Raw genomic sequence first — 20290 nt, forward strand, 5'->3', positions numbered from 1 at the left:
CCTACCGGCCCGAGAAGCGCGCCTTGCCCGGACCCTCCTCGACGAAGCTGCGCATCCCCGCCTTCTGGTCCTCGGTGGCGAACAGCCCGGCGAAGTGCATCCGCTCGATCTCCAGGCCGGTGGCCAGGTCGGTCTCCAGACCGCCGTCGATCGCCTGCTTGGCGGCGCGCAGGGCGAGGGCGGGGCCGTTCGCGTAGCTCGCGGCCATGGCGACCGCGTGGTCGTAGACCTCGGAGCCGGGGACGACGGCGTCGACGAGGCCGATGGCCAGCGCCTCCTCGGCGGCGACGTGGCGCCCGGTGAAGATGAGGTCCTTGGCACGTGCCGGGCCGATCAGCCGCGGGAGGCGCTGGGTGCCGCCCGCACCGGGGATCACGCCCAGGCGGATCTCGGGCTGGCCCAGGCGCGCGTCGTCGGCGGCCACCCGGAAGTCCGCGCACAGCGCCAGCTCGCAGCCGCCGCCCAGCGCGAAGCCGGTGATGGCCGCGATGACCGGTTTGGGGATGGTCGCGACAGCGGTGAGCGAACCCTGGAGGAGGCGCGAGTGGTCCGCCATGTCGGCGAAGCCCATCTCGGCCATCTCCTTGACGTCGGCGCCGGCGGCGAAGACGCGCTCGCCGCCGTAGACCACCGCGGCCCGGATGCCGTCGTCGGCGCCGACCCGCTCGGCCGCGGCCTTGATCTCGCGCTGCATCCGCGCGTCGAGCGCGTTCATCTTCGGGCGGTCCAGCCGGATCACGGCGACCGCCGGATGGTTCGGGTCCCGCTCCACCCGGACGAACTCGCCCGCGGCCTCGTCCACACTCGTCACCCGGCATCCTCCAGACATCGACTCCCCGGCCCCGCTGCGACCGGGCCGCGTCTCAATACCTACCACTGCCCGCCCGCGCCGCGCCGCGTGCCCTTCTCCGCCGGCGCCGGGATGGGCGCCGCGCTCGCCCCGCACTCTCGCCGCCGCGCGCGGATCAGAACGTCAGCGGGGTCCAGGTGCCCGCGGCGGCGGAGACGGCGTGGGCCGCGGCCAGCAGCGCGAGGGTGCCGGCCAGGAGCGCGGTGTCCGCGGTGCGCCAGCGGCTCAGGCGCGCGTGGCTGCGGGGGCCGCCGGCGAAGCCGCGCGCGTCCATGGCCATGGCCAGCAGCGTCCCGATACGGATCGAGCGCACCAGCAGCGCGAACGCCTTCCCGGTGAAGACGGCGGCCGCGCGCGCCGGGTTGCCGCCGGAGTCCAGGCCGCGGGCGCGGCGCGCCCGCCCCAGCGTGCGCCACTGCTCCGCCAGCAGCGGTATCAGCCGCAGCGCGGCCAGCACCGCGATCGCCGGCCGCTCGGGGACCCGCAGCCGCTGGACGAGGGAGTCGGCCATGTCGGTGGGGTCGCTGGTCACCGCGGCCAGCATGCTCGGCAGCGCGATCGCCAGCAGCCGCACGGCGGCGCCGAGGGCCCCCATCGGCCCCTCCTCGCCGAAGACCAGGTTGACCAGCCCGATCGAGGCTCCCATCAGCAGCAGCGGGACGCCCAGCGCGGCGAGCCGGGCCCGGCCCAGACCGGAGAACGGCAGCAGCCCCAGACCGGCGGCCAGGACGACGCCGGACGTCACCGGGTCCACGACGGGGATCAGCCCGGCGGCCACCAGCACGGCCGCCAGCAGCTTGCCCGCGGGGTCGGCGCGCGGCAGCCACGCGCGCCGCGGCAGGCGGGGACCGGCGGATGCGGATTCGGCGGGGGCCGTGCGGACGGCGGCGGAGCCTCCGCCCTCGCCCCCGCAGTCCGCCGCCTCCGCGCGCACGGCCGCTCCGGCGCCCGCCCGCCCGGGGGCCGGCGTCCGCTCGGGTGCCCCCTCGGCGGCCGTCCGGGCGGCCCGCCGGCCGCGATCGGCACCGGCGGCGCTCATCGGCGCTCCCCCTCCCCGCGACCGGAGACGCGGCGGCGTCCGCGCTCCCCGCACCGGTCGGCATCGGCGCCCGGTGGGGAGCGGTGCGCGCCGTCCGCGTCGTTCCTGCCGTCGGGCCCGCTACCCGATCGCTCGCGGGACCGTGCACTCGGCGGCCGATCGGCCAGGAGAGCGGCGCCGGCCTCGCTGCGGGCGGCCGGGGGCCGGGCGTACCCGCCGCTCAGGCCGATCTCGACGTCGGTGAAGCAGCGCAGCAGGGCGGCGTCGTGGGTGGCGGTGACGACGGCGCGGCCGTCGGCGCGCAGTTCCGACAGCAGCTCGACCAGTTCCCGCCAGGTGCGGGTGTCCTGGCCGAAGGTCGGCTCGTCCAGCAGCAGCACGTCGGGGGCGTGCGAGGCCCCGGAGCTGAGCGCGGTCGCCACCGACAGCCGCCGCTTCTCGCCGCCGGAGAGGGTGAAGGGGTGGACGTCGGCGAGTCCGGTGAGCCGCAGCCGCTCCAGCAGCTCGTCCACGCGGCGCCGCGTCTCCCCCTCGCTCAGCCCGGCGCGGCGCGGCGCGAAGGCCAGCTCGTCGCGGACGCTGCCGGTGACGAACTGGTCCTCGGCGTGCTGGAACACCGTGCCGACATGGCGTGCCAGGCGCCTGGCCGGCCATTTCGCCAGCGGCCGCGTGCTGACCCCGGCCAGGCGGCCGCGCGGGGCGACGGTGCCGTCCTGGGGCGCGTCCAGCCCGGCGAGCAGGCCCAGGAGGGTGGACTTGCCCGCGCCGTTGGGTCCGGTCAGGGCGGTCGCCGTGCCCGGGTGCACGGCGGCGTCGACTCCGTGCAGGACGGGTGCGCCGGGGGCGCCCAGCAGGCCGATGCCGCCGGGGGCGCGGGCGGTGCAGCCGGCGGCCTCGATCACCGCCGGTCCCGCGGCGCCCGGGCGCACGCTCGGCCTCGGCTCGCGGCCCGGGACCCACACACCCTGGTCGGCCAGGCTGCGGCCGTGGCCGGCGAAGACCGCGGCGGGCTCGCCGTCGGCGACCACGCCTGCCCCGGGTTCGACCACGACGACCCGGTCGACGAGGTCGGCCACGGCCTCCCCGGCCTCGTCGGCGTTGGCCGCATCGCCGACCACCTCGGCCACGCGGTGCTCCACCAGCACCATCGTCGCCTCGCTGCTGCGCAGCAGGTGCTCCAGCACCCGCCGCACCCGCGCGGCGCCGGCGCGGTCGAGGTTGGCGGTGGGTTCGTCGAGCAGCAGCAGGCGCGGACGCATCGCAAGCGCGCCGGCCAGTACCAGCCGCTGCTTCTCCCCGCCCGACAGCGCGGCCGTGGGGCGGTCGGGCCCGTAGCCGAAGCCGACCTCCTCCAGCGCCTCGCGGACCCGCGCCCAGATCTCCGCGCGCTCCAGGCCCAGGTTCTCCGGCCCGAAGGCGGCGTCGTCGCCGGAGCGGGCCATGACCAGCTGGGTCTCCGGATCCTGGCTGACCAGCGCGACGCCGCCGCGCGAGGCGGCGGCCGGACCGCCGTCGATGCGCAGCCGGCCCTCCTCGTCACCGGAGACGGCCCCCGATTCGCCGGTCAGCCCGGCCATGGCATGCAGCAGCGTGCTCTTGCCGGCGCCCGAGGCGCCGAGCAGCAGCACCCGCTCACCCGGCTCGATGAGGAGGTCGACTCCGCGCAGCGACCATCGGCTCCGGCCGGAGTGGCGCCAGCCCCATCCGGCCAGCTCGACACGGGCGCCGCCGCGCGCGGGGGTCATCCGCGCGCCGAGGGGAACGCCGACAGCGCGCCGGCCCGGGCCAGTGCCGAGGTCAGCAGCCGGGCGCCGGCACCGCCGATCGCCGCGGCGCTGAGCACGACGAGCACGCCGTAGGTCAGCTGGTAGGACAGCGGCCAGGTGTGGTAATAGGCCACGTTGTCCCAGATGGCGGGCGGTATGCCGGCGGCGGCGCCGGCCGCGATCGCGATCGGCATGCCCCAGCGGCGGTAGCGGGCGGCGGCGAAGACGAGTTCGGGCAGCAGGCCCTGCAGGAAGCCGGCCACGGCGACCTCGACGCCCCAGGGCGTGCCCAGCACCATCGACACGAACGCGGCCGCGGTGGAGGTCAGCACGGCCGCACCGGGCTTGCGGACGACGAGCCCGCCAAGCACGCCGGGCAGCAGCCACATGCCGTAGATGACCGCCTGGGCGGGCGGGAAGAACACGAACAGCGGGGTGGTCACCTGCCACAGCAGGCCCCACGCCCAGAAGATCACGCCGATGGCCACGCCCAGCACCGCGGGCACGACGATGTCGACGGTGCGGTAGTGCGGCAGCGCGCGCCGCACGCGCCGAAGCAGGCGGGCGAACATCCCTCCGCGCGCCTGTGCGGCCGGAGAGGGGGTCGATGGCTGGTGCTTCACGGGACGTCCCTTCGCGTGTCGGAGCGAGGGGGCCCGGGCCAAGAGCGCCGGCCGGATCCGGAAAACGCCCGCCCGGAGTGGGACGCGCGGCCGAACCGGCGGACGGGTTCACGACTCCCTGCGCTGGCATTACCCAGATCAGGTGTGTGAGGGTCTGCGGTCGCGGACCGCACTCTCAGCGCCTAAGCGCTCCCCTGTCGGTTTCCCCTCCATTATGCGGACCGCTGCGTGGCGAAGGTCAAGGCGGGGCGGCTTACGGGCAGTCGGCCGGTCGGCCCATGGCGACGACCGGTCCGGCATCGACGCGGCGCCGCCTCACAGGCCGCCGTCCCCGCGGCTCCGCCGCTGCGGCTTGTGCGCCTCGATGAGGAAGCGGGTGGAGTGGGCCGTGAACGAGCCGCGCGTGCGGATGTGCTCGTGGAGGGCGCGGAGGCGGTCCCGGTAGCCCTCCACGCTGAATCCCGGAACGATCCAGACCACCTTGCGCAGGAAGTACACGACGGCGCCGATGTCGTGGAACTCCATGCGGAGCCGCTCCGCCCGCAGATCGGCGACCTGCAGACCGGCCGCCTCGGCGGCGGCGCGCGCGTCGTCGGGATGGCGCCGGCGGCGGACCTCGGGCGGCTGGGGGCCGAGGAAGAACTCGGTGAGTTCGAAGACGCTGGCGGGGCCGACCTGCTGGGAGAAGTAGGTCCCGCCGGGTCGCAGCACGCGGGCGATGTCGATCCACCGGGTTTCGACCGGATGGCGGCTGACCACCAGGTCGAAGGACTCGGCGGCGAACGGCAGCGGCGGCCGGGGATCGGTCGCCACAACGGCCGCGCCGCGCGGACGCAGGCGGGCGGCCGCCCGCGCGAGGTTGGGCGGCCAGGACTCCGTCGCGACCGTCTGCGGCGGCAGCACGGGGGCCTCGTCCAGAACCTCGCCGCCTCCGGTGTCGATGTCGAGGGCCGCCCGCGCCGACCGCAGCCGCTCGGCCATCGCGCGGGCATACCCCCACGACGGCCGCTCCTCGCTCGCGCGCCCCTCAAGCCACGAGAACCCCCACCCGTCCACCGAGGCGGCGGCCGGTCGAAGTCGCCGCCGGCGTCATCCCGGCCCCAGGACCGAGCGGTTCCGCCGCTTGCCGCGCCGCCGGCGCCGTCCCCGCGGTCGCGATCGATGTCAGCCACGGGCGCGATCATCGCAGCCCGCGCCGGGAGGCGGCGAGGGCTTTTCGGAACCGCCGGGGACGGCTCACCCGGTACCGCGGGTGCCCCGCCGGACTCCCGCACATCGTATGTTCAGCATACTATATTGGTGATTTGACGATCCAGCAGAACTAGCATGAGGGCATGAGCGGCGCAGACGACGTGAGCGGGGTTCCCGGAAGCACACTGTGGGGCAACACCGGCTACCGGTTGATCAAGCTGGGCGAGATGGTGTTCGCCATGACCGAGGAGGCCTTCGGCTCCCTTGAGGTCAATCCGCGCCAGTTCAACGTCCTGGCGACCGCCGCCGCGATGGAGTCCCCCTCACAGCAGGAGCTGAGCCGGCGGCTGGGCATCGACCCCAACGTCATGGTGGGGGTCGTCGACGACCTGGAGCAGCAGGGGCTCGCCGAGCGGCGGCGCAACCCCGCCGACCGGCGGCGCTACATCGTCGCGCCCACCGAACGCGGCCGCAGGCTGCTCAAGGAGACCGCCGGGATCGTCGAGGAGATCGAGAGCCGCCTGTTCGCCGGCCTGAGCGAGGACGAGCGTGCCGTGCTGCACGACATCGCCGGCCGCCTGCTCCAGGAGCACCCCCCGCCGGTCAAGCGGCACTGAGCGCGCCGCTCACCGCCACCCCGCCGCGCCAGTCGCCCACCGGACCGGGCCTCAGCGCAGCACGATCCCGTCGGCCGTGCCCTCCGGCACCTCCGGCAGCGCCACCAGCCCCATCTCGGCGCAGTCGCCGAGCAGTTCGTGGCGCGGCAGCACCCGCACCGTGAACCCGCAGCTTCCGGCGCGCCGCAGCGGCACCGAGCCGTGGTAGGGCACCGTCCCCGCGCGCCCGCCCGCGGCCGCCTCCTCCCCCGCCGCAAGCTCGGCCAGCACCGGGTCCACGAGGACCTCGGAGTCGGAGACCCGCCCGATCGCCACCTCGACGCGCACGTCCTCGGGCGCCAGCCCGCCCAGGGCGACCGACGCGCGCACCCGCAGGTCGCCGCCGACCATCGGCGGGCCCTCGGCACCGGTCATCTCCACGTGCTCGACCCGCACGCTGGGCCAGGCGGCGCGCACCCGCTGCTTCCAGGCCGCCAGCTCGCGCGCGCCGCGCATGTTCGCCGCGGCCAGGGCCCGCGAGGACTCGGCCGCGCCCTGGTAGAGCCGGGTCACGTAGTCCTGCACCATGCGCGTGGCCAGCACCTTGGGGCCCAGCGAGACTAGCGTGTGCTTGACCATCTCCAGCCACCGCTTGGGCAGCCCCTGGTCGTCGAAGTCGTAGAAGAGCGGCACGACCTGGTGCTCGAAGAGGTCGTAGAGCGCGGCGGCCTCGATGGCGTCGCGCCGGTCGGGGTCCTCGACGCCGTCGGCCGTGGGCACGGCCCAGCCGTTGGAGCCGTCGTACCACTCCTCCCACCAGCCGTCGCGCACCGACAGGTTGAGGCCGCCGTTGAGCGCCGACTTCATGCCCGAGGTGCCGCAGGCCTCCAGCGGGCGCAGCGGGTTGTTCAGCCACACGTCGCAGCCCTGCACCAGCGAGCGCGCCAGCGCCATGTCGTAGTCGGGCAGGAAGACGATCCTGCGCCGCACTCGCGGGTCGTCGCTGAAGCGCACGATCTCCTGGATGAGCCGCTTGCCGCCCTCGTCGGCCGGATGGGCCTTGCCGGCGACGACGATCTGCAGCGGGCGCTCGGGGTCGAGCAGCAGCGACGTGAGCCGCTCGCGGTCGCGCAGCATCAGGGTGAGCCGCTTGTAGGAGGGCACCCGGCGGGCGAAGCCGATCGTGAGCACGTCGGGGTCGAGCACGTCGTCGACCCAGCCCAGCTCGGCCTCGCTGGCGCCGCGCCTGCGCCAGGAGGCCCGCAGCCGCTCGCGGGCGTCGGCGACCAGGCGCTCGCGCAGGGTGCGGCGCATCTGCCACAGCTCGGCCTCGGACGCACCGGTGATCTTGCGCCAGCCCTCGGTACTGGTGAACTCGCCGGTGTCGGGCACCATCCGGCGGGCCAGGTCCTGGGCCTCCTCGGCCACCCAGGTGCGCGCGTGCACCCCGTTGGTGACGGAGGTGATGGGCACCTCGGCGGTGTCGAACCCCGGCCACAGGCCGCGGAACATCTCGCGGCTGACGGCGCCGTGCAGCCTGCTGACCCCGTTGACCCGCTGGGCCAGCCGCATGCCCATGACCGCCATGTTGAACACGTCGGGGTCGCCGCCGGAGAAATCCTCGGCGCCCAGGCGCAGGACGTCCTCGGTGGCCAGGCCGGGCGTGACCGAATCGCCGGAGGCGAAGTGCCGGCGGACGAGGTCGCGGGCGAACCGGTCGATCCCGGCGGCGACGGGGGTGTGGGTGGTGAAGACGGTTCCGGCGCGGGTGGCCTCGACCGCCTCGGCGAAGGACAGCCCGCCGCTGACCAGCTCGCGCACGCGCTCCACGCCGAGGAAGCCGGCGTGGCCCTCGTTCATGTGGAAGACCTCGGGCGCGGGGTGCTGCGCGGCCCGGCAGTAGGCCCGCACCGCGCGCACGCCGCCCACCCCCAAAAGCAGCTCCTGCAGCAGCCGGTGCTCCTTGCCGCCTCCGTAGAGCCGGTCGGTGACCCCGCGCAGGTCGGCGGGGTTGTCCTCGTGCGCGGCGTCGAGCAGCAGCAGCGGCACCCGCCCCGCGCGCGCCACCCACACCCGCGCGTTCAGGCGCCGTCCGCCGGGCAGGTCGAGGCCGACGCAGACGGGCTCGCCGCCGTCGCGCAGCTGGGTCAGCGGCAGCCCGCGCGGGTCGACCTCGGGGTAGTCCTCCAGCTGCCAGCCCTCGGGCGAGAGCGCCTGGCTGAAGTAGCCGTGCTGGTAGAGCAGCCCGACCCCGATCACAGGGGCTCCCAGGTCGCTGGCGCTCTTGAGGTGGTCGCCGGCCAGGATGCCCAGGCCGCCGGAGTACTGCGGCAGCGCGGCGGTCAGGCCGTATTCGGCGGAGAAGTAGGCGATGGCGGCCGGCGCCTCGCGCTCGCGGGCGTAGTGCTGGTACCAGCGGTCGCCGTCGAGGTAGGCGGCGAGGTCGGCGTCGGCGGCGCGCAGCCGCGCCAGGAACTCCTCGTCGGCGGCGAGTTCGGCGAACGTGTCGGCGCCCACCTCGCCGAGCATGCGGAAGGGGTCCTGGCCGCACCGCTGCCAGACCGCGGCGTCGACCGCCGCGAAGACCTCGCGCGTAGGTGCGTGCCAGGCCCAGCGGAGATTGGCCGCCAGGCGTTCCAGGGGTGCGAGTTCGTCGGGGAGCGCGGTGCGGACGGTGAACCTGCGAATGGCCTTCACGCAGCGTGAGGCTACTCAATCCGAGGTCCGGGCGCGACCTTCCGCGGGCGTTTTCGCGACACAACGCGGAAACCGCCGCGTTCCAACCGTGTTACCGGCTTCCATATTTTGCCGAAAACTGACCGGAACACCCGCATACCGCCATTTCTCCGACCACCGCGCCGCGATACCGGACGGCCGGTTCCGAAGCCGTGCAGTCGGACTTGTGTTTCCGGTCGGCACAGAAACGAAACCCCTGGTACGGGAGGTACGCACGTCCAAGATCAGGGGGTTTGCCCGCTTTGCCGCATTCCCCGGAAACCGGGAATCCCCGCTGGTCAGCGGAAGACCAAGGCGGTGTGACGACAATCACAAAAATTACCCGCCTCGGGTTGTCGGCGCGGCCCGCGTTCCGGCCTGACGATAGACAGAGGAGCAGGCCCGAACCGAAATCGCCGGTGCCGAACCGAAGGCCATTCGGTTATGCCGGGCTGCCCGCAACAGCCCGGGAGTGCCATGCGGTGCCCGCGGCTCGCATGGACTACCTGAAGAATCCGACAAACCCGAGCAAAGCTCGGGTATGACCACAATGATGGTGCACCTGTGATTGGACGCATTCCCATTCTCGACGTCTCACCGGTCCTCGACTACGGAACCGCCAAGGCGGCCGCCGGCGAGACCCTCCCCGTCCGCGCCACGGTGATCCGCGAGGGCCACGCCGCTCTGGGCGCCGCGGTCGTCCTCTACGACCCGCGCGGCCGCAGGCACTCGGTGACGCCCATGCGCGAGATCGCGCCGGGAACCGACCGCTACGGCGCCGACATCACCGTGGGCCACGAGGGCCGCTGGAGCTTCAGCGTCGAGTCCTGGAGCGATCCGATGGCCACCTGGCGCCGCGACGCCGCCGTCAAGGTCCCGCTCGGCCAGGACACCGAGCTGATGCTGGAGGAGGGCGCGCGCCTGTTCGAGCGCGCGGCCCGCCGCGTGCCCCGCAGGCCCGCGCCGGCCCGCATCGCCGCACTGCTGCGCGACGGCACCCGCACTCCCGAGGAGCGCCTCGCCGCGGCCACCGACCCCGACGTGACCGCGCAGCTGGAGGCCGCCCCCCTGCGCGACCTGATCACCCGCACCAAGCGCTTCCCGCTGGTGGTGCACCGCCGGCGCGCCCTGGTCGGTTCCTGGTACGAGTTCTTCCCGCGCTCGGAGGGCGCGGTCATGGACGGCGACGACGGCGCCTGGCGCTCGGGTACCTTCGCCACGGCCGCCAAGCGGCTGCCGGCCATCGCCGACATGGGCTTCGACGTCGTCTACCTGCCGCCGATCCACCCGATCGGCCGCTCCTTCCGCAAAGGGCGCAACAACACGCTCACCCCCGCTCCCGGCGACCCCGGTTCGGTCTGGGCGATCGGCTCGCCCGAAGGCGGACACGACGCCGTGCACCCGGACCTGGGCACGCTGGAGGACTTCGAGGACTTCGTGGCCGAGGCCGCCGAGCACGGCCTGGAGATCGCCCTGGACCTGGCCCTGCAGTGCTCGCCCGACCACCCCTGGGTGCACGAGCACCCGGAGTGGTTCACCCGCCGCGCCGACGGGTCGATCGCCTATGCGGAGAACCCGCCCAAGAAGTACCAGGACATCTACCCGCTGAACTTCGACAACGACCCCGAGGGGCTCTACGCCGAGGTCCTGCGCGTCGTGCGGTTCTGGATGGAGCGCGGGGTGCGCATCTTCCGCGTGGACAACCCGCACACCAAGCCCCTCGCCTTCTGGGAGCGGCTGCTGGGCGAGATCGCCTCCTCCGACCCCGACGTGGTCCTCCTGTCGGAGGCCTTCACCCGCCCGGCGATGATGGCGGCGCTGGCCCGGGCCGGGTTCCACCAGTCCTACACCTATTTCACCTGGCGCAATTCCAAGGAGGAGCTGGAGGACTACCTCACCGAACTCAGCCGGGAGTCCTCGCCCTACATGCGCCCCAATCTTTTCACCAACACCCCCGACATCCTCTCGGGCTACCTCCAGCAGGGCGGCCGGCCCGCCTTCGAGGTACGCGCGGTCCTCGCGGCACTGGCGTCTCCGGCGTGGGGCGTCTACTCCGGCTACGAGCTCTGCGAGAATACCCCGATAAAGCCCGGGAGCGAGGAATACCTCGACTCGGAGAAATACCAGTACCGGCCCCGCGACTGGGCCGCCGCCGAGTCGTCGGGAAAAACCATCGCGCCCCTGCTGCGCAAGCTCAACTCGCTCAGGCGCGAACATCCTGCATTGCAGGAACTGCGCAACCTGCGGTTCCACCATGTCGACCGGCCGGAGCTGATCTGCTTCTCCAAACGGCTGGCCGGGGCCGGCGACCAGGGACGCGACGACGTCGTCCTTGCCGTCGTCAACCTCGATCCGCACCACGCGCATGAGGCTACGGTGCGGCTCGACCTGCCCGCTCTCGGGTTCAGCCCGGATTCCCGTATCACCGTAACGGATCAACTCTCCGGGGAATCCTATTGCTGGGGAGAGGCGAATTATGTCCGCCTCGACCCGCATTTCCAGACCGCACACGTATTCACAGCCGTCCCCGCTGAATAAGGCCCGCACCCAAGGGCTCCGCCCTGTATGAGGCGCACCGCTCTTCGGATACCGGGCCATTGAAGCGGCACGCTGGAAAGCCAACTCGTGGAGTAGCCTCGTGACCACACAAGAGCCGGTGCCAGGCACCAGTCAGACGCCCTTTGCGGCCGTGCCCGATACCTTCACCCACGAGAAGCCCCGCGAACCGTACTGGTACAAGCACGCGGTCTTCTACGAGGTCCTCGTCCGCGGTTTCTACGACTCCAACGGCGACGGCACCGGCGACCTGCGCGGGCTGATCGAGAAGCTCGACTACCTCGAATGGCTGGGCATCGACTGCATCTGGCTGCTGCCCCTGTACGAGTCGCCGCTGCGCGACGGCGGCTACGACATCTCCGACTACATGAAGATCCTGCCGGAGTTCGGGCACATCGCCGACTTCGTGGACCTGGTCGACCAGGCGCACCGCCGCGGCATCCGGGTCATCGCCGACCTGGTGATGAACCACACCAGCGACCAGCACCCGTGGTTCGTCGCCTCGCGCGAGGACCCGGAGGGCCCCTACGGCGACTTCTACGTGTGGTCCGACACCACCGAGCGCTACGGCGACGCCCGGATCATCTTCGTCGACACCGAGCAGTCCAACTGGACCTACGACGAGACCCGCGGGCAGTACTACTGGCACCGGTTCTTCTCCCACCAGCCCGACCTCAACTTCGAGAACCCGGCGGTGCAGGAGGCGATCCTGGAGGTCCTGCGCTTCTGGCTGGACCTGGGCATCGACGGCTTCCGCCTGGACGCGGTGCCCTACCTCTACGAGCGCGAAGGCACCAACTGCGAGAACCTCAAGGAGACCCACGAGTTCCTCAAACGCATCCGCTCCGAGGTCGACCGCCTCTACCCCGACCGGGTCCTGCTGAGCGAGGCCAACCAGTGGCCCGCCGACGTCGTCGACTACTTCGGCGACTTCGAGTCCGGCGGCGACGAGTGCCACATGAACTTCCACTTCCCGCTGATGCCGCGGATGTTCATGGCGGTGCGCCGCGAGCAGCGCTACCCGATCTCGGAGATCCTCGCCCAGACCCCGCGGATCCCGCGCAACTGCCAGTGGGCGATCTTCCTGCGCAACCACGACGAGCTGACGCTGGAGATGGTCACCGACGAAGAGCGCGACTACATGTACGCCGAGTACGCCAAGGATCCGCGGATGCGCGCCAACGTCGGCATCCGCCGCCGCCTGGCGCCGCTGCTGGACAACGACAAGAACCAGATCGAGCTGTTCACCGCGCTGCTGCTGTCGCTGCCCGGCTCGCCGGTGCTCTACTACGGCGACGAGATCGGCATGGGCGACAACATCTGGCTGGGCGACCGCGACGCGGTGCGCACCCCGATGCAGTGGACCTCCGACCGCAACGCCGGGTTCTCCCGCTGCGACCCCGCACGGCTGTACCTGCCGCTGATCATGGATCCCATCCACGGCTACCAGGCGCTCAACGTCGAGGCCCAGCGCGACAACCCCGGCTCGCTGCTGAACTGGACGCGCAAGATGATCCAGATCCGCAAGCGGCACCCGGTCTTCGGCACCGGCGACTTCACCGAGCTGCACGCCAGCAATCCCAGCGTGCTGGCCTTCGTCCGCGAATACGGCGACGACCGGATGCTGTGCGTCAACAACCTCTCCCGGTTCCCGCAGCCGGTGGAGCTCGACCTGCGCCGCTTCGAGAGCGTCACGCCCATCGAGTGCATGGGCGGCGTGCGCTTCCCCGCCATCGGCGAGCTGCCCTACCTGCTCACCCTGCCGGGGCACGGCTTCTACTGGTTCCAGCTGCCTCCCGTCGACGAAGCCGAAGGCCCCGCCACCGACGACCGCAACCGACAAACGCGAACGACTCCGCGGCCCGGCACGGCGACCGCGCGGCAGCGGCCGGCGGTCGCGGCGCGCGCATCGGGCGCCGCGGCGGCCGAGCAGGCCTCCGGCGGCACGTCCCGCGCCTCGGGCCCCTCCGGGCCGCGTCGATAAGCGGAAGAGGTCTCTCCTAGATGACACAGCTTGAGGAGCTCCTGGCCGCCTGGATCCCCCGGCAGCGGTGGTTCGCCGGGAAGGGGGCGCCGATCGAGACTGTCACAGTCGAAGCGGAGCATCCGCTGGTCTGCGGCGATCCGGGGCTGCGCGTCCTGGTCGTCGAGGTCGACCAGCGCGGCGCCGTATCCCGGTACCAGGTGCTCCTCGGGCTGCGCACCGCGGGGACGCTGCGCGAAGAGCTGGCCCACGCCGTCATCGGCGTGTGCCGGCTCGGCGGCGCCTCCCGCACCGTCTACGACGCCTCGCACGACCCGGAGCTGACCGCGCTGCTGCTGGACCGCCTCGCCGCCGGCGGCAGCGCCGAGGCGGCCGCTCCCGCCGCGCCCGCGCCCGGCGGCGCCGGCGCCCCGGTGCGCTTTTGCCGCCTGCCCGGCAGCAGCGTGCGCACCGGGCAGCGCAGCCTGGTGCTCAAAGGCGAGCAGTCCAACACCTCCCTGGTCTACGGGGAGGACTACGTGCTCAAAGCGTTCCGCCGACTGTGGCCGGGCCTCAACCCCGACCTGGAGCTGACCGCCGCGCTGGCCGGCTCCCCCTATGTGGCGCGCCCCTACGCCTGGATCGAGACCGACGTCGCCGACGGCGGCCGGTCGGTGCCCACCACCCTGGCCATGCTCCAGGAGTACATGCGCAGCGCCACCGACGGCTGGGTGCTGGCCGCCACCAGCGTGCGCGACCTCTACGCCAACCCGGGCCTCTCCCCCGCCGACGCCGGCGGCGACTTCGCCGGCGAGGCCGAGCGGCTGGGCGCGGCCACGGCGGCCGTGCACCGGGCGCTGGCCCGCGAGCTGCCCACCGACGTGCTGTCACCCCGGGCGCTGCGCGAACTGGCGGGTTCCATGCTCGACCGGCTGCGCCTGGCCACCGCCGAGGTCCCCGAGCTGCAGCCCCACGCCGGGGTCCTGCGCAGCGCCTACGAGGCCCTGGCCTGCGTCGACGAGCCGCTGCCCATCCAGCGCGTGCACGGCGACTACCACCTGGGCCAGGTGGTGCGCACCGACGCCGGATGGGTACTGCTGGACTTCGAGGGCGAACCCGCCGCGCCGATCGAGGAGCGCCGGCGCCCCTCCAGCCCCCTGCGCGACGTCGCCGGAATGCTGCGCTCGTTCGACTACGCGGCCCGCTACCAGCTCGTGGGCTCGGCCTCGGCGCCCGAACTGGCCCCGGCCGCGCGCGCCTGGGCCCAGCGCAACCGCGACGCGTTCAGCGCGGGCTACGCCTTCGGCGGCGGCATCGATCCCGAGAAGCACCAGACCGTGCTGCGCGCATTCGAATACGACAAAGCCGTCTACGAGGTGCTCTACGAAGCGCACAACCGCCCTTCGTGGCTGCGCATCCCGCTGGACTCCATCGCGGCGCTGGCCGCGTGACCGAACAACCCGCCACGACACTCCCAGGATGGCCACGATTCCCATGAGCGTCCCCACCGCCGAACTGACCGCAGAGATCGACCGGCTGGTCGCCGGCCGCCATCACGACCCGCACGGCCTGCTCGGCGCCCACCCGGTCAAGGGGGGCACCGCCGTGCGTACGCTGCGCCCGCTGGCGCGCTCGGTGCACGCGGTGCTGGAGGACGGCAGCCGCATCGAGCTGCCGCACGTGCACCGGGGGGTCTTCGCCGGCGTCCTGCCCGGCTCCCCGGCTCCCGACTACCGGCTGGCCGTCGCCTACGACGACGGGGGCCGGGCCGGCGCGACGATCGAGACGGTCACCGACGACCCCTACCGCTACCTGCCCACCCTCGGCGAGCTGGATCTGCACCTGATCAGAGAAGGCCGCCACGAGGAGCTGTGGCGCGCCCTGGGCGCCCACACCCGCACCTACCGCACCCCCATGGGCGAGGTCAGCGGGGTGGGCTTCGCCGTGTGGGCCCCCGGCGCCCAGGGCGTGCGCGTGATCGGCGACTTCAACCACTGGGACGGCACCGCCCACCCCATGCGCTCGCTGGGCTCCTGCGGCGTGTGGGAGCTGTTCGTGCCCGGCCTCGGCGACGGCACGCTGTACAAGTTCCAGGTCCTGGGCCGCGACGGCGTGTGGCGCGACAAGGCCGACCCGATGGCCTTCGCCGCCCAGCGCCCGCCCGAGACGGCCTCGGTCGTCTACACCTCCCAATACCGGTGGCGCGACGACGCCTGGCTGTCGGAGCGCAAGATCCAGGAGTGGGACCGCCGCCCGATGAGCGTCTACGAGGTCCACCTGGGCTCGTGGCGGCCGGGGCTGTCCTACCTGGAGCTGGCGACCCAGCTGGTGGCCCACGTCCGCGAGATGGGCTTCACCCACGTGGAGTTCCTGCCGGTGGCCGAGCACCCCTTCGGCGGCTCCTGGGGCTACCAGGTCACCTCCTACTACGCGCCCACGTCCCGCTTCGGCTCGCCCGACGACTTCCGCGCGCTCGTCGACGAGCTGCACCGGGCCGGGATCGGGGTGCTGGTGGACTGGGTGCCGGCGCACTTCCCCAAGGACGAGTGGGCGCTGGCGCGCTTCGACGGCTCCCCCACATACGAGCACCCCGACCCGCGCCGCGGCGAGCACCCCGACTGGGACACGCTGATCTTCGACTACGGCCGCACCGAGGTGCGCAACTTCCTCATCGCCAACGCGCTGTACTGGCTGGAGGAGTTCCACATCGACGGGCTGCGGGTCGACGCCGTGGCCTCGATGCTGTACCTGGACTACTCGCGCGAGGGCGGCGACTGGGCGCCCAACGAGTACGGCGGCCGGGAGAACCTGGACGCGCTGGAGTTCCTCAAGGAGCTCAACGCCACCGCCTACCGCCGCAACCCCGGCATCATCATGGTCGCCGAGGAGTCGACGGCGTGGCCGGGCGTGTCGCGGCCCGTCGACCACGGCGGCCTGGGGTTCGGCTTCAAGTGGAACATGGGCTGGATGCACGACACGCTGGAGTACATCAAGCGCGACCCGATCCACCGGCAGTACCACCACAACGAGGTCACGTTCTCGATGGTCTACGCCTACAGCGAGAACTACGTGCTGCCCCTGTCCCACGACGAGGTCGTGCACGGCAAGGGCTCGCTGCTGTACAAGATGCCCGGCGACGAGTGGCGGCGCTTCGCCGGGCTGCGCGGGCTGCTGGGGTTCATGTGGTCCCACCCCGGCAAGCAGCTCCTCTTCATGGGCGGCGAGATCGGCCACGGCGAGGAGTGGTCGCACGAGGCGGGCGTGCAGTGGTGGCTGCTCGACCACGCCTACCACCGCGGGGTGCGCTCCCTGGTGGCCGAGCTGAACCGCGTCTACCGGGCCACTCCGGCGCTGTGGTCGCTGGACACCGACCCGGCCGGGTTCACCTGGCTGGAGGGGGGCGACGCCGCCGGCAACACCCTGTCGTTCCTGCGCCGCGGCGAGGACGGGTCGGTGCTGGCCTGCCTGATCAACTTCTCGCCGGAGGTGCACACCGACCGCCGGGTGGGCCTGCCCCGCACGGGCCGGTGGCGCGAGGTGCTCAACACCGACTCCCGCGACTTCGGCGGCAGCGGGGTCGGCGCGGTGGGCCCCTCGGGAACGGTGCGCGCCGAGGCCGTGGAGTGGAACGGCCAGCCCGCCTCGGCGAAGGTGACGATCCCCCCGCTGGCGGCGGTCTGGCTGGCCCCGGCCTGAGCCGCTCCCCGGCGCCGGGAAGCGGTCAGGGCCGTACCCGGCGCCGGGAGCCCCTTCGGACACGCGCCGGGCGCCCGTTCCGGGCGGCGGCGGTGCAGCCGGGGGCGGCGACTCGGGTAGGCTTGGCATCAATGCCAAATTTTTGACATGAATGCCGAGGTTCCGAGTGGCCGAGAAGCGGCCGGCGACGCTGACGCAGGAGGTGCGGCGCCGGCGGATCATCGACGCGGCGATCGACTGCCTCGCACGAGACGGCTGGCACGGCACGACGCTGGCTGCGATCGCGGCGCAGGCGGGGATCAGCCGCGGGCTGATCTCCTACCACTTCGCGGGCCGCGACGACCTGTACGCAGCCGTGGCGGAGTCCGTGGTGGAGACGGTCTTCGGCACGGGCTCGGCCGCGATGCAGCAGGAGATCGACGCGGCGACGACGGCCCGGGGCAAGCTCCGGGCCTACATCGAGGGGAACCTCCGCTTCATCGGCGCGCACCGCCGCGAGATGGCCGCGCTGGGCGAGGTGATGCCGAACCTGCGCCGCGAGGACGGCACGCAGCGATTCGGCCACGACGCCGAGGAACCGATCATCGCGGGGACCGCGCTGCTGTTCGAGTACGGCCTGAGCACGGGCGAGTTCCGCGCGGTCGACGCCCGCCTGGCGGCCTACACCCTGCGCCGCTGCATCGACGGCGCGGCCTCGCGGATCGTCGCCGACCCCGGCTTCGACATCGACGCCTACGCCCGCGAACTGACGGCCCTGTTCCTGCGAGGAGTACAACAAGCATGACCGCCGCGGCACCCCCCGCCGTCCAGCTGTCCGGGCTCACCAAGCGATTCGGTGACCGGCTCGCCGTGGACTCGATCGACCTGACGGTCCCCGCGGGCACGTTCTACGGCATCGTCGGTCCCAACGGGGCCGGCAAGTCGACCACGCTGTCGATGATCGCCGGACTGCTCGCCCCGGACTCGGGCACCGTCCGGGTCGCCGGGTTCGACGCCGCGAGCCGGCGCGAGCAGGTTCTGGACGCGCTCGGGATCATGCTGGAGGGCCTGTCCCTGCCGGAGCGGCTGACAGGCGCCGAACTGCTCGAATACACCGCACGGCTGCGCGGGATCGGTGACGGGTGGCGCACGCGCGCATCAGACCTGCTGGAGGTCCTGGAGCTGGACGGGGCGCCTTCGACCCTGGTCGTGGACTACTCCACCGGGATGCGCAAGAAGATCGGCCTCGCCGTGGCGCTGCTGCACCGCCCGCGGGTGCTCGTGCTCGACGAGCCGTTCGAGGCCATCGACCCGGTGTCGGCACGGGCCATCGACGGCCTGCTGCGCCAGTACGTGGGCGGCGGCGGAACGGTACTGCTGTCCAGCCACATCATGGACGTCGTCGAACGCACCTGCGAACGGGTGGCCCTGATCAAGGACGGCCGCATCCTGACCGAGGGCACCGTCGACGAGGTCAGAGCCGGAAGCACGCTCGACGACACGTTCGTGGACCTCGTCGGTGCCGCCCCGCAGCGCGCGATCGGGTGGCTGGCGTGAGCGCGAGCACGGCCTTCGCCTCGCTGCGGTGGCGGATCATGCGGCACGGCCCCAACGACGAACGCGGTTTCGGCCTGGTCGCGGGGCTCGCCGCGGCCGCCGGGGTGATCGCCCTCGCCGTACTCGCTCGGGCCGGTGCGGTGCATCCGAGCTGGCTGACCGCGGCGGTCTCGCTGTTCGGACTGACCTGGCTGGTCGGCCCGATCCTGCTGCCCGGCTCATCCCCGGTCCTGGACCCCCAGTGGTTCCGCACCCTGCCCCGGCGCCCGATCACGATCGCCCGGGAGATGGCGGCGAGCGAGGCGATCAGCGTGGGGACGCTCATCACGGCGGTCGCGCTGAGCAGCATGCTCGTCGTCGCCGCGCCGCACGGACCGGCGGCCGTGGCCGTCGCCGCCGCGGCCGCCGCGGCGCAGCTGTACTTCCTGCTCTGGCTGGGCAGGTGCGCCGCGGCCGTCGTCGGCCGCCTCCTCAGCTCGACGCCGGGCATGTGGGTGGCGGCGTTGCAGATGTCCGTGCTGCTGGCGGTCTCCTTCGCCGGCTGGGTGCCCCTCATGGCCCTGGTCCTGCCCGACCTCGGAGAAGGCGGGACCGAGGTCGTCGTCCCGCCGGTGTCCGCCGCGGTGCCGGCAGCGGTCGAGGACGCGCTGCTCGGGCTGCCCACGGGCTGGGGCCTCGCCGCTGTCGGCGCCGCGACGTCGTCGGACTCGTTCATCGCCGCGGCGATGCCGCTCGCCGGGCTCGTTGCGGGCGGTGCGGTGCTGCGGGCCGGCTGGATCGCGCTCACCGCCCACACGCTGAGCCGACCGCCGGCCCGCGCGCAGAGCAGCGTCACCGCCGGCCGCTCCGCCGCCTTGGCCGGTTCGCACGGCGGCGGCGCGGTCCGGGCGGTGACCGTCCGCGAGCTCAAGACGTGGTTCCGCGACCCGCACCGCAAACTCGGGCTGGGGCACGCCTGGATCACGCCGCTGCTCATGATCCTGCTGGTCGCACCCACCGACTGGACCTGGGCGCTGCCGTTCATCGGTGTCATGGCGGCGGTGCTGGGCGCGATGGTCGCGGTGAACACCTACTCCCTCGACGGCACCGCGCTGTGGCAGCCGCTCACCACCCCGGGGGCGATCCGCGCCGACGTCCGCGGACGCCAGGCCGCGTGGATGCTCCTCTTCGGCACCCCCGTCCTCGCCGGAACGGTGCTGCTGTGCCTGCTCAGCCGGTCCCCGCTGTGGGCGGTCGCGCTCGGCATGACGCTCGCCGCCACGGGGGCCGCCTGCGCGGGCGCACCGCTGTTGAGCGCCCTCATGCCCGCCATCGGCGCCGACGCGCGCGAACGCGTGTCCACCGCCGACCGCACCGGCAACGCCGGCGGCGGGCAGTGGACGGTCTTCACCGCCGTCGCCGCCGTCGCCGCGGTACCCGCCGTCGCCGCTCACCTCGGCGGTGCGGGGTCGCTGTGGCCGGTCCACCTCGCCCTCGGCATCGCCACCGGCGCGGCGGCGGTCCTCGGCCTGTCGCCGCTGACACAGCGGTACCTGCGGCGATCCGGCCCCGCGCTGCTGTCGGCGATGGCCGCAGGCGACCCCGCCCGGCTCAGGAGCGCGCCGCCGGCGCGGAGCTGACCTCGCCGCCGCCTGCCGGCTGCGCCGCCTGACGGGAGGGGTGTGTGGGAACCGGTCGCTGCGGACCGCCCCCTCGCCGCTCCCGTCAGGCGGGCGACCGGCCGGCACCCGAACCGGTCCGCGCGGGCAGAGCCGTCCGC

At 73.2% G+C, this 20290-nt stretch carries 14 protein-coding genes and 1 riboswitch; of the genes, 8 read left to right on the forward strand and 6 right to left on the reverse strand.

The window, feature by feature from the left end; translation table 11 throughout:
* Nucleotide 1 precedes the first annotated feature (1 nt).
* From FZ103_RS16335 to FZ103_RS16355, 5 genes are all read right to left on the reverse strand, one after another.
* Entirely contained in the window at nt 2-811 is an 810-nt protein-coding gene (locus FZ103_RS16335) for an enoyl-CoA hydratase/isomerase family protein (RefSeq protein ID WP_394350109.1), read from the reverse strand.
* Nucleotides 812-965: 154 nt separating this feature from the next.
* Entirely contained in the window at nt 966-1889 is a 924-nt protein-coding gene (locus FZ103_RS16340; RefSeq protein ID WP_186356394.1) for an energy-coupling factor transporter transmembrane protein EcfT, read from the reverse strand.
* Complete coding sequence (locus tag FZ103_RS16345) at nt 1886-3634, reverse strand: ABC transporter ATP-binding protein (protein ID WP_156002335.1); 1749 nt, start codon at nt 3632-3634, stop codon at nt 1886-1888. The genes FZ103_RS16340 and FZ103_RS16345 overlap by 4 nt, the downstream gene beginning before the upstream one ends.
* On the reverse strand, nt 3631-4227 hold the full coding sequence (locus FZ103_RS16350) for an ECF transporter S component (RefSeq protein ID WP_156002412.1): 597 nt from the start codon (nt 4225-4227) through the stop codon (nt 3631-3633). Before FZ103_RS16350 ends, FZ103_RS16345 begins: the two co-directional genes overlap by 4 nt.
* Nucleotides 4228-4376: 149 nt before the next feature.
* A riboswitch (TPP riboswitch) is annotated at nt 4377-4484 on the reverse strand.
* A gap of 109 nt (nt 4485-4593) precedes the next feature.
* Nucleotides 4594-5259: a methyltransferase domain-containing protein gene (locus FZ103_RS16355; RefSeq protein WP_156002336.1), complete on the reverse strand. Its 666-nt coding sequence runs from the start codon at nt 5257-5259 to the stop codon at nt 4594-4596.
* A gap of 353 nt (nt 5260-5612) precedes the next feature.
* Between FZ103_RS16355 and FZ103_RS16360 the strand changes: the two genes are divergently transcribed.
* The gene (locus tag FZ103_RS16360; protein ID WP_156002337.1) at nt 5613-6086 is read left to right on the forward strand and encodes a MarR family winged helix-turn-helix transcriptional regulator; all 474 of its coding nucleotides are present in this window, start codon (nt 5613-5615) and stop codon (nt 6084-6086) included.
* A gap of 51 nt (nt 6087-6137) precedes the next feature.
* Here the strand turns inward: FZ103_RS16360 and glgP are convergent, their stop codons facing one another.
* Complete coding sequence (glgP, locus tag FZ103_RS16365; protein WP_186356395.1) at nt 6138-8762, reverse strand: alpha-glucan family phosphorylase; 2625 nt, start codon at nt 8760-8762, stop codon at nt 6138-6140.
* Between the two features lie 582 nt (nt 8763-9344).
* Here glgP and FZ103_RS16370 point away from each other — a divergent pair.
* The 7 genes from FZ103_RS16370 to FZ103_RS16400 all read left to right on the forward strand — a co-directional run bounded on the left by FZ103_RS16370 (nt 9345) and on the right by FZ103_RS16400 (nt 20150).
* Nucleotides 9345-11318 carry an alpha-1,4-glucan--maltose-1-phosphate maltosyltransferase gene (locus tag FZ103_RS16370; protein WP_186356396.1) on the forward strand — a complete coding sequence of 658 codons (1974 nt, stop codon included), beginning with the start codon at nt 9345-9347 and terminating at the stop codon, nt 11316-11318.
* 151 nt (nt 11319-11469) lie between these two features.
* Complete coding sequence (treS, locus tag FZ103_RS16375; protein ID WP_343233566.1) at nt 11470-13320, forward strand: maltose alpha-D-glucosyltransferase; 1851 nt, start codon at nt 11470-11472, stop codon at nt 13318-13320.
* Between the two features lie 20 nt (nt 13321-13340).
* Nucleotides 13341-14750 carry a phosphotransferase gene (locus FZ103_RS16380; protein WP_156002338.1) on the forward strand — a complete coding sequence of 470 codons (1410 nt, stop codon included), beginning with the start codon at nt 13341-13343 and terminating at the stop codon, nt 14748-14750.
* 28 nt (nt 14751-14778) lie between these two features.
* Nucleotides 14779-16995, forward strand: a complete 2217-nt coding sequence (glgB, locus tag FZ103_RS16385; RefSeq protein ID WP_394350110.1) for a 1,4-alpha-glucan branching protein GlgB — start codon at nt 14779-14781, stop codon at nt 16993-16995.
* Between the two features lie 151 nt (nt 16996-17146).
* Nucleotides 17147-17779: a TetR/AcrR family transcriptional regulator gene (locus FZ103_RS16390; protein ID WP_156002339.1), complete on the forward strand. Its 633-nt coding sequence runs from the start codon at nt 17147-17149 to the stop codon at nt 17777-17779.
* Entirely contained in the window at nt 17776-18531 is a 756-nt protein-coding gene (locus FZ103_RS16395) for an ABC transporter ATP-binding protein (protein WP_156002340.1), read from the forward strand. The genes FZ103_RS16390 and FZ103_RS16395 overlap by 4 nt, the downstream gene beginning before the upstream one ends.
* Nucleotides 18528-20150: a hypothetical protein gene (locus FZ103_RS16400; RefSeq protein WP_156002341.1), complete on the forward strand. Its 1623-nt coding sequence runs from the start codon at nt 18528-18530 to the stop codon at nt 20148-20150. The genes FZ103_RS16395 and FZ103_RS16400 overlap by 4 nt, the downstream gene beginning before the upstream one ends.
* Nucleotides 20151-20290 lie beyond the last annotated feature (140 nt).

Source organism: Streptomonospora sp. PA3 (assembly GCF_009728995.1).
GTDB lineage: Bacteria > Actinomycetota > Actinomycetes > Streptosporangiales > Streptosporangiaceae > Streptomonospora.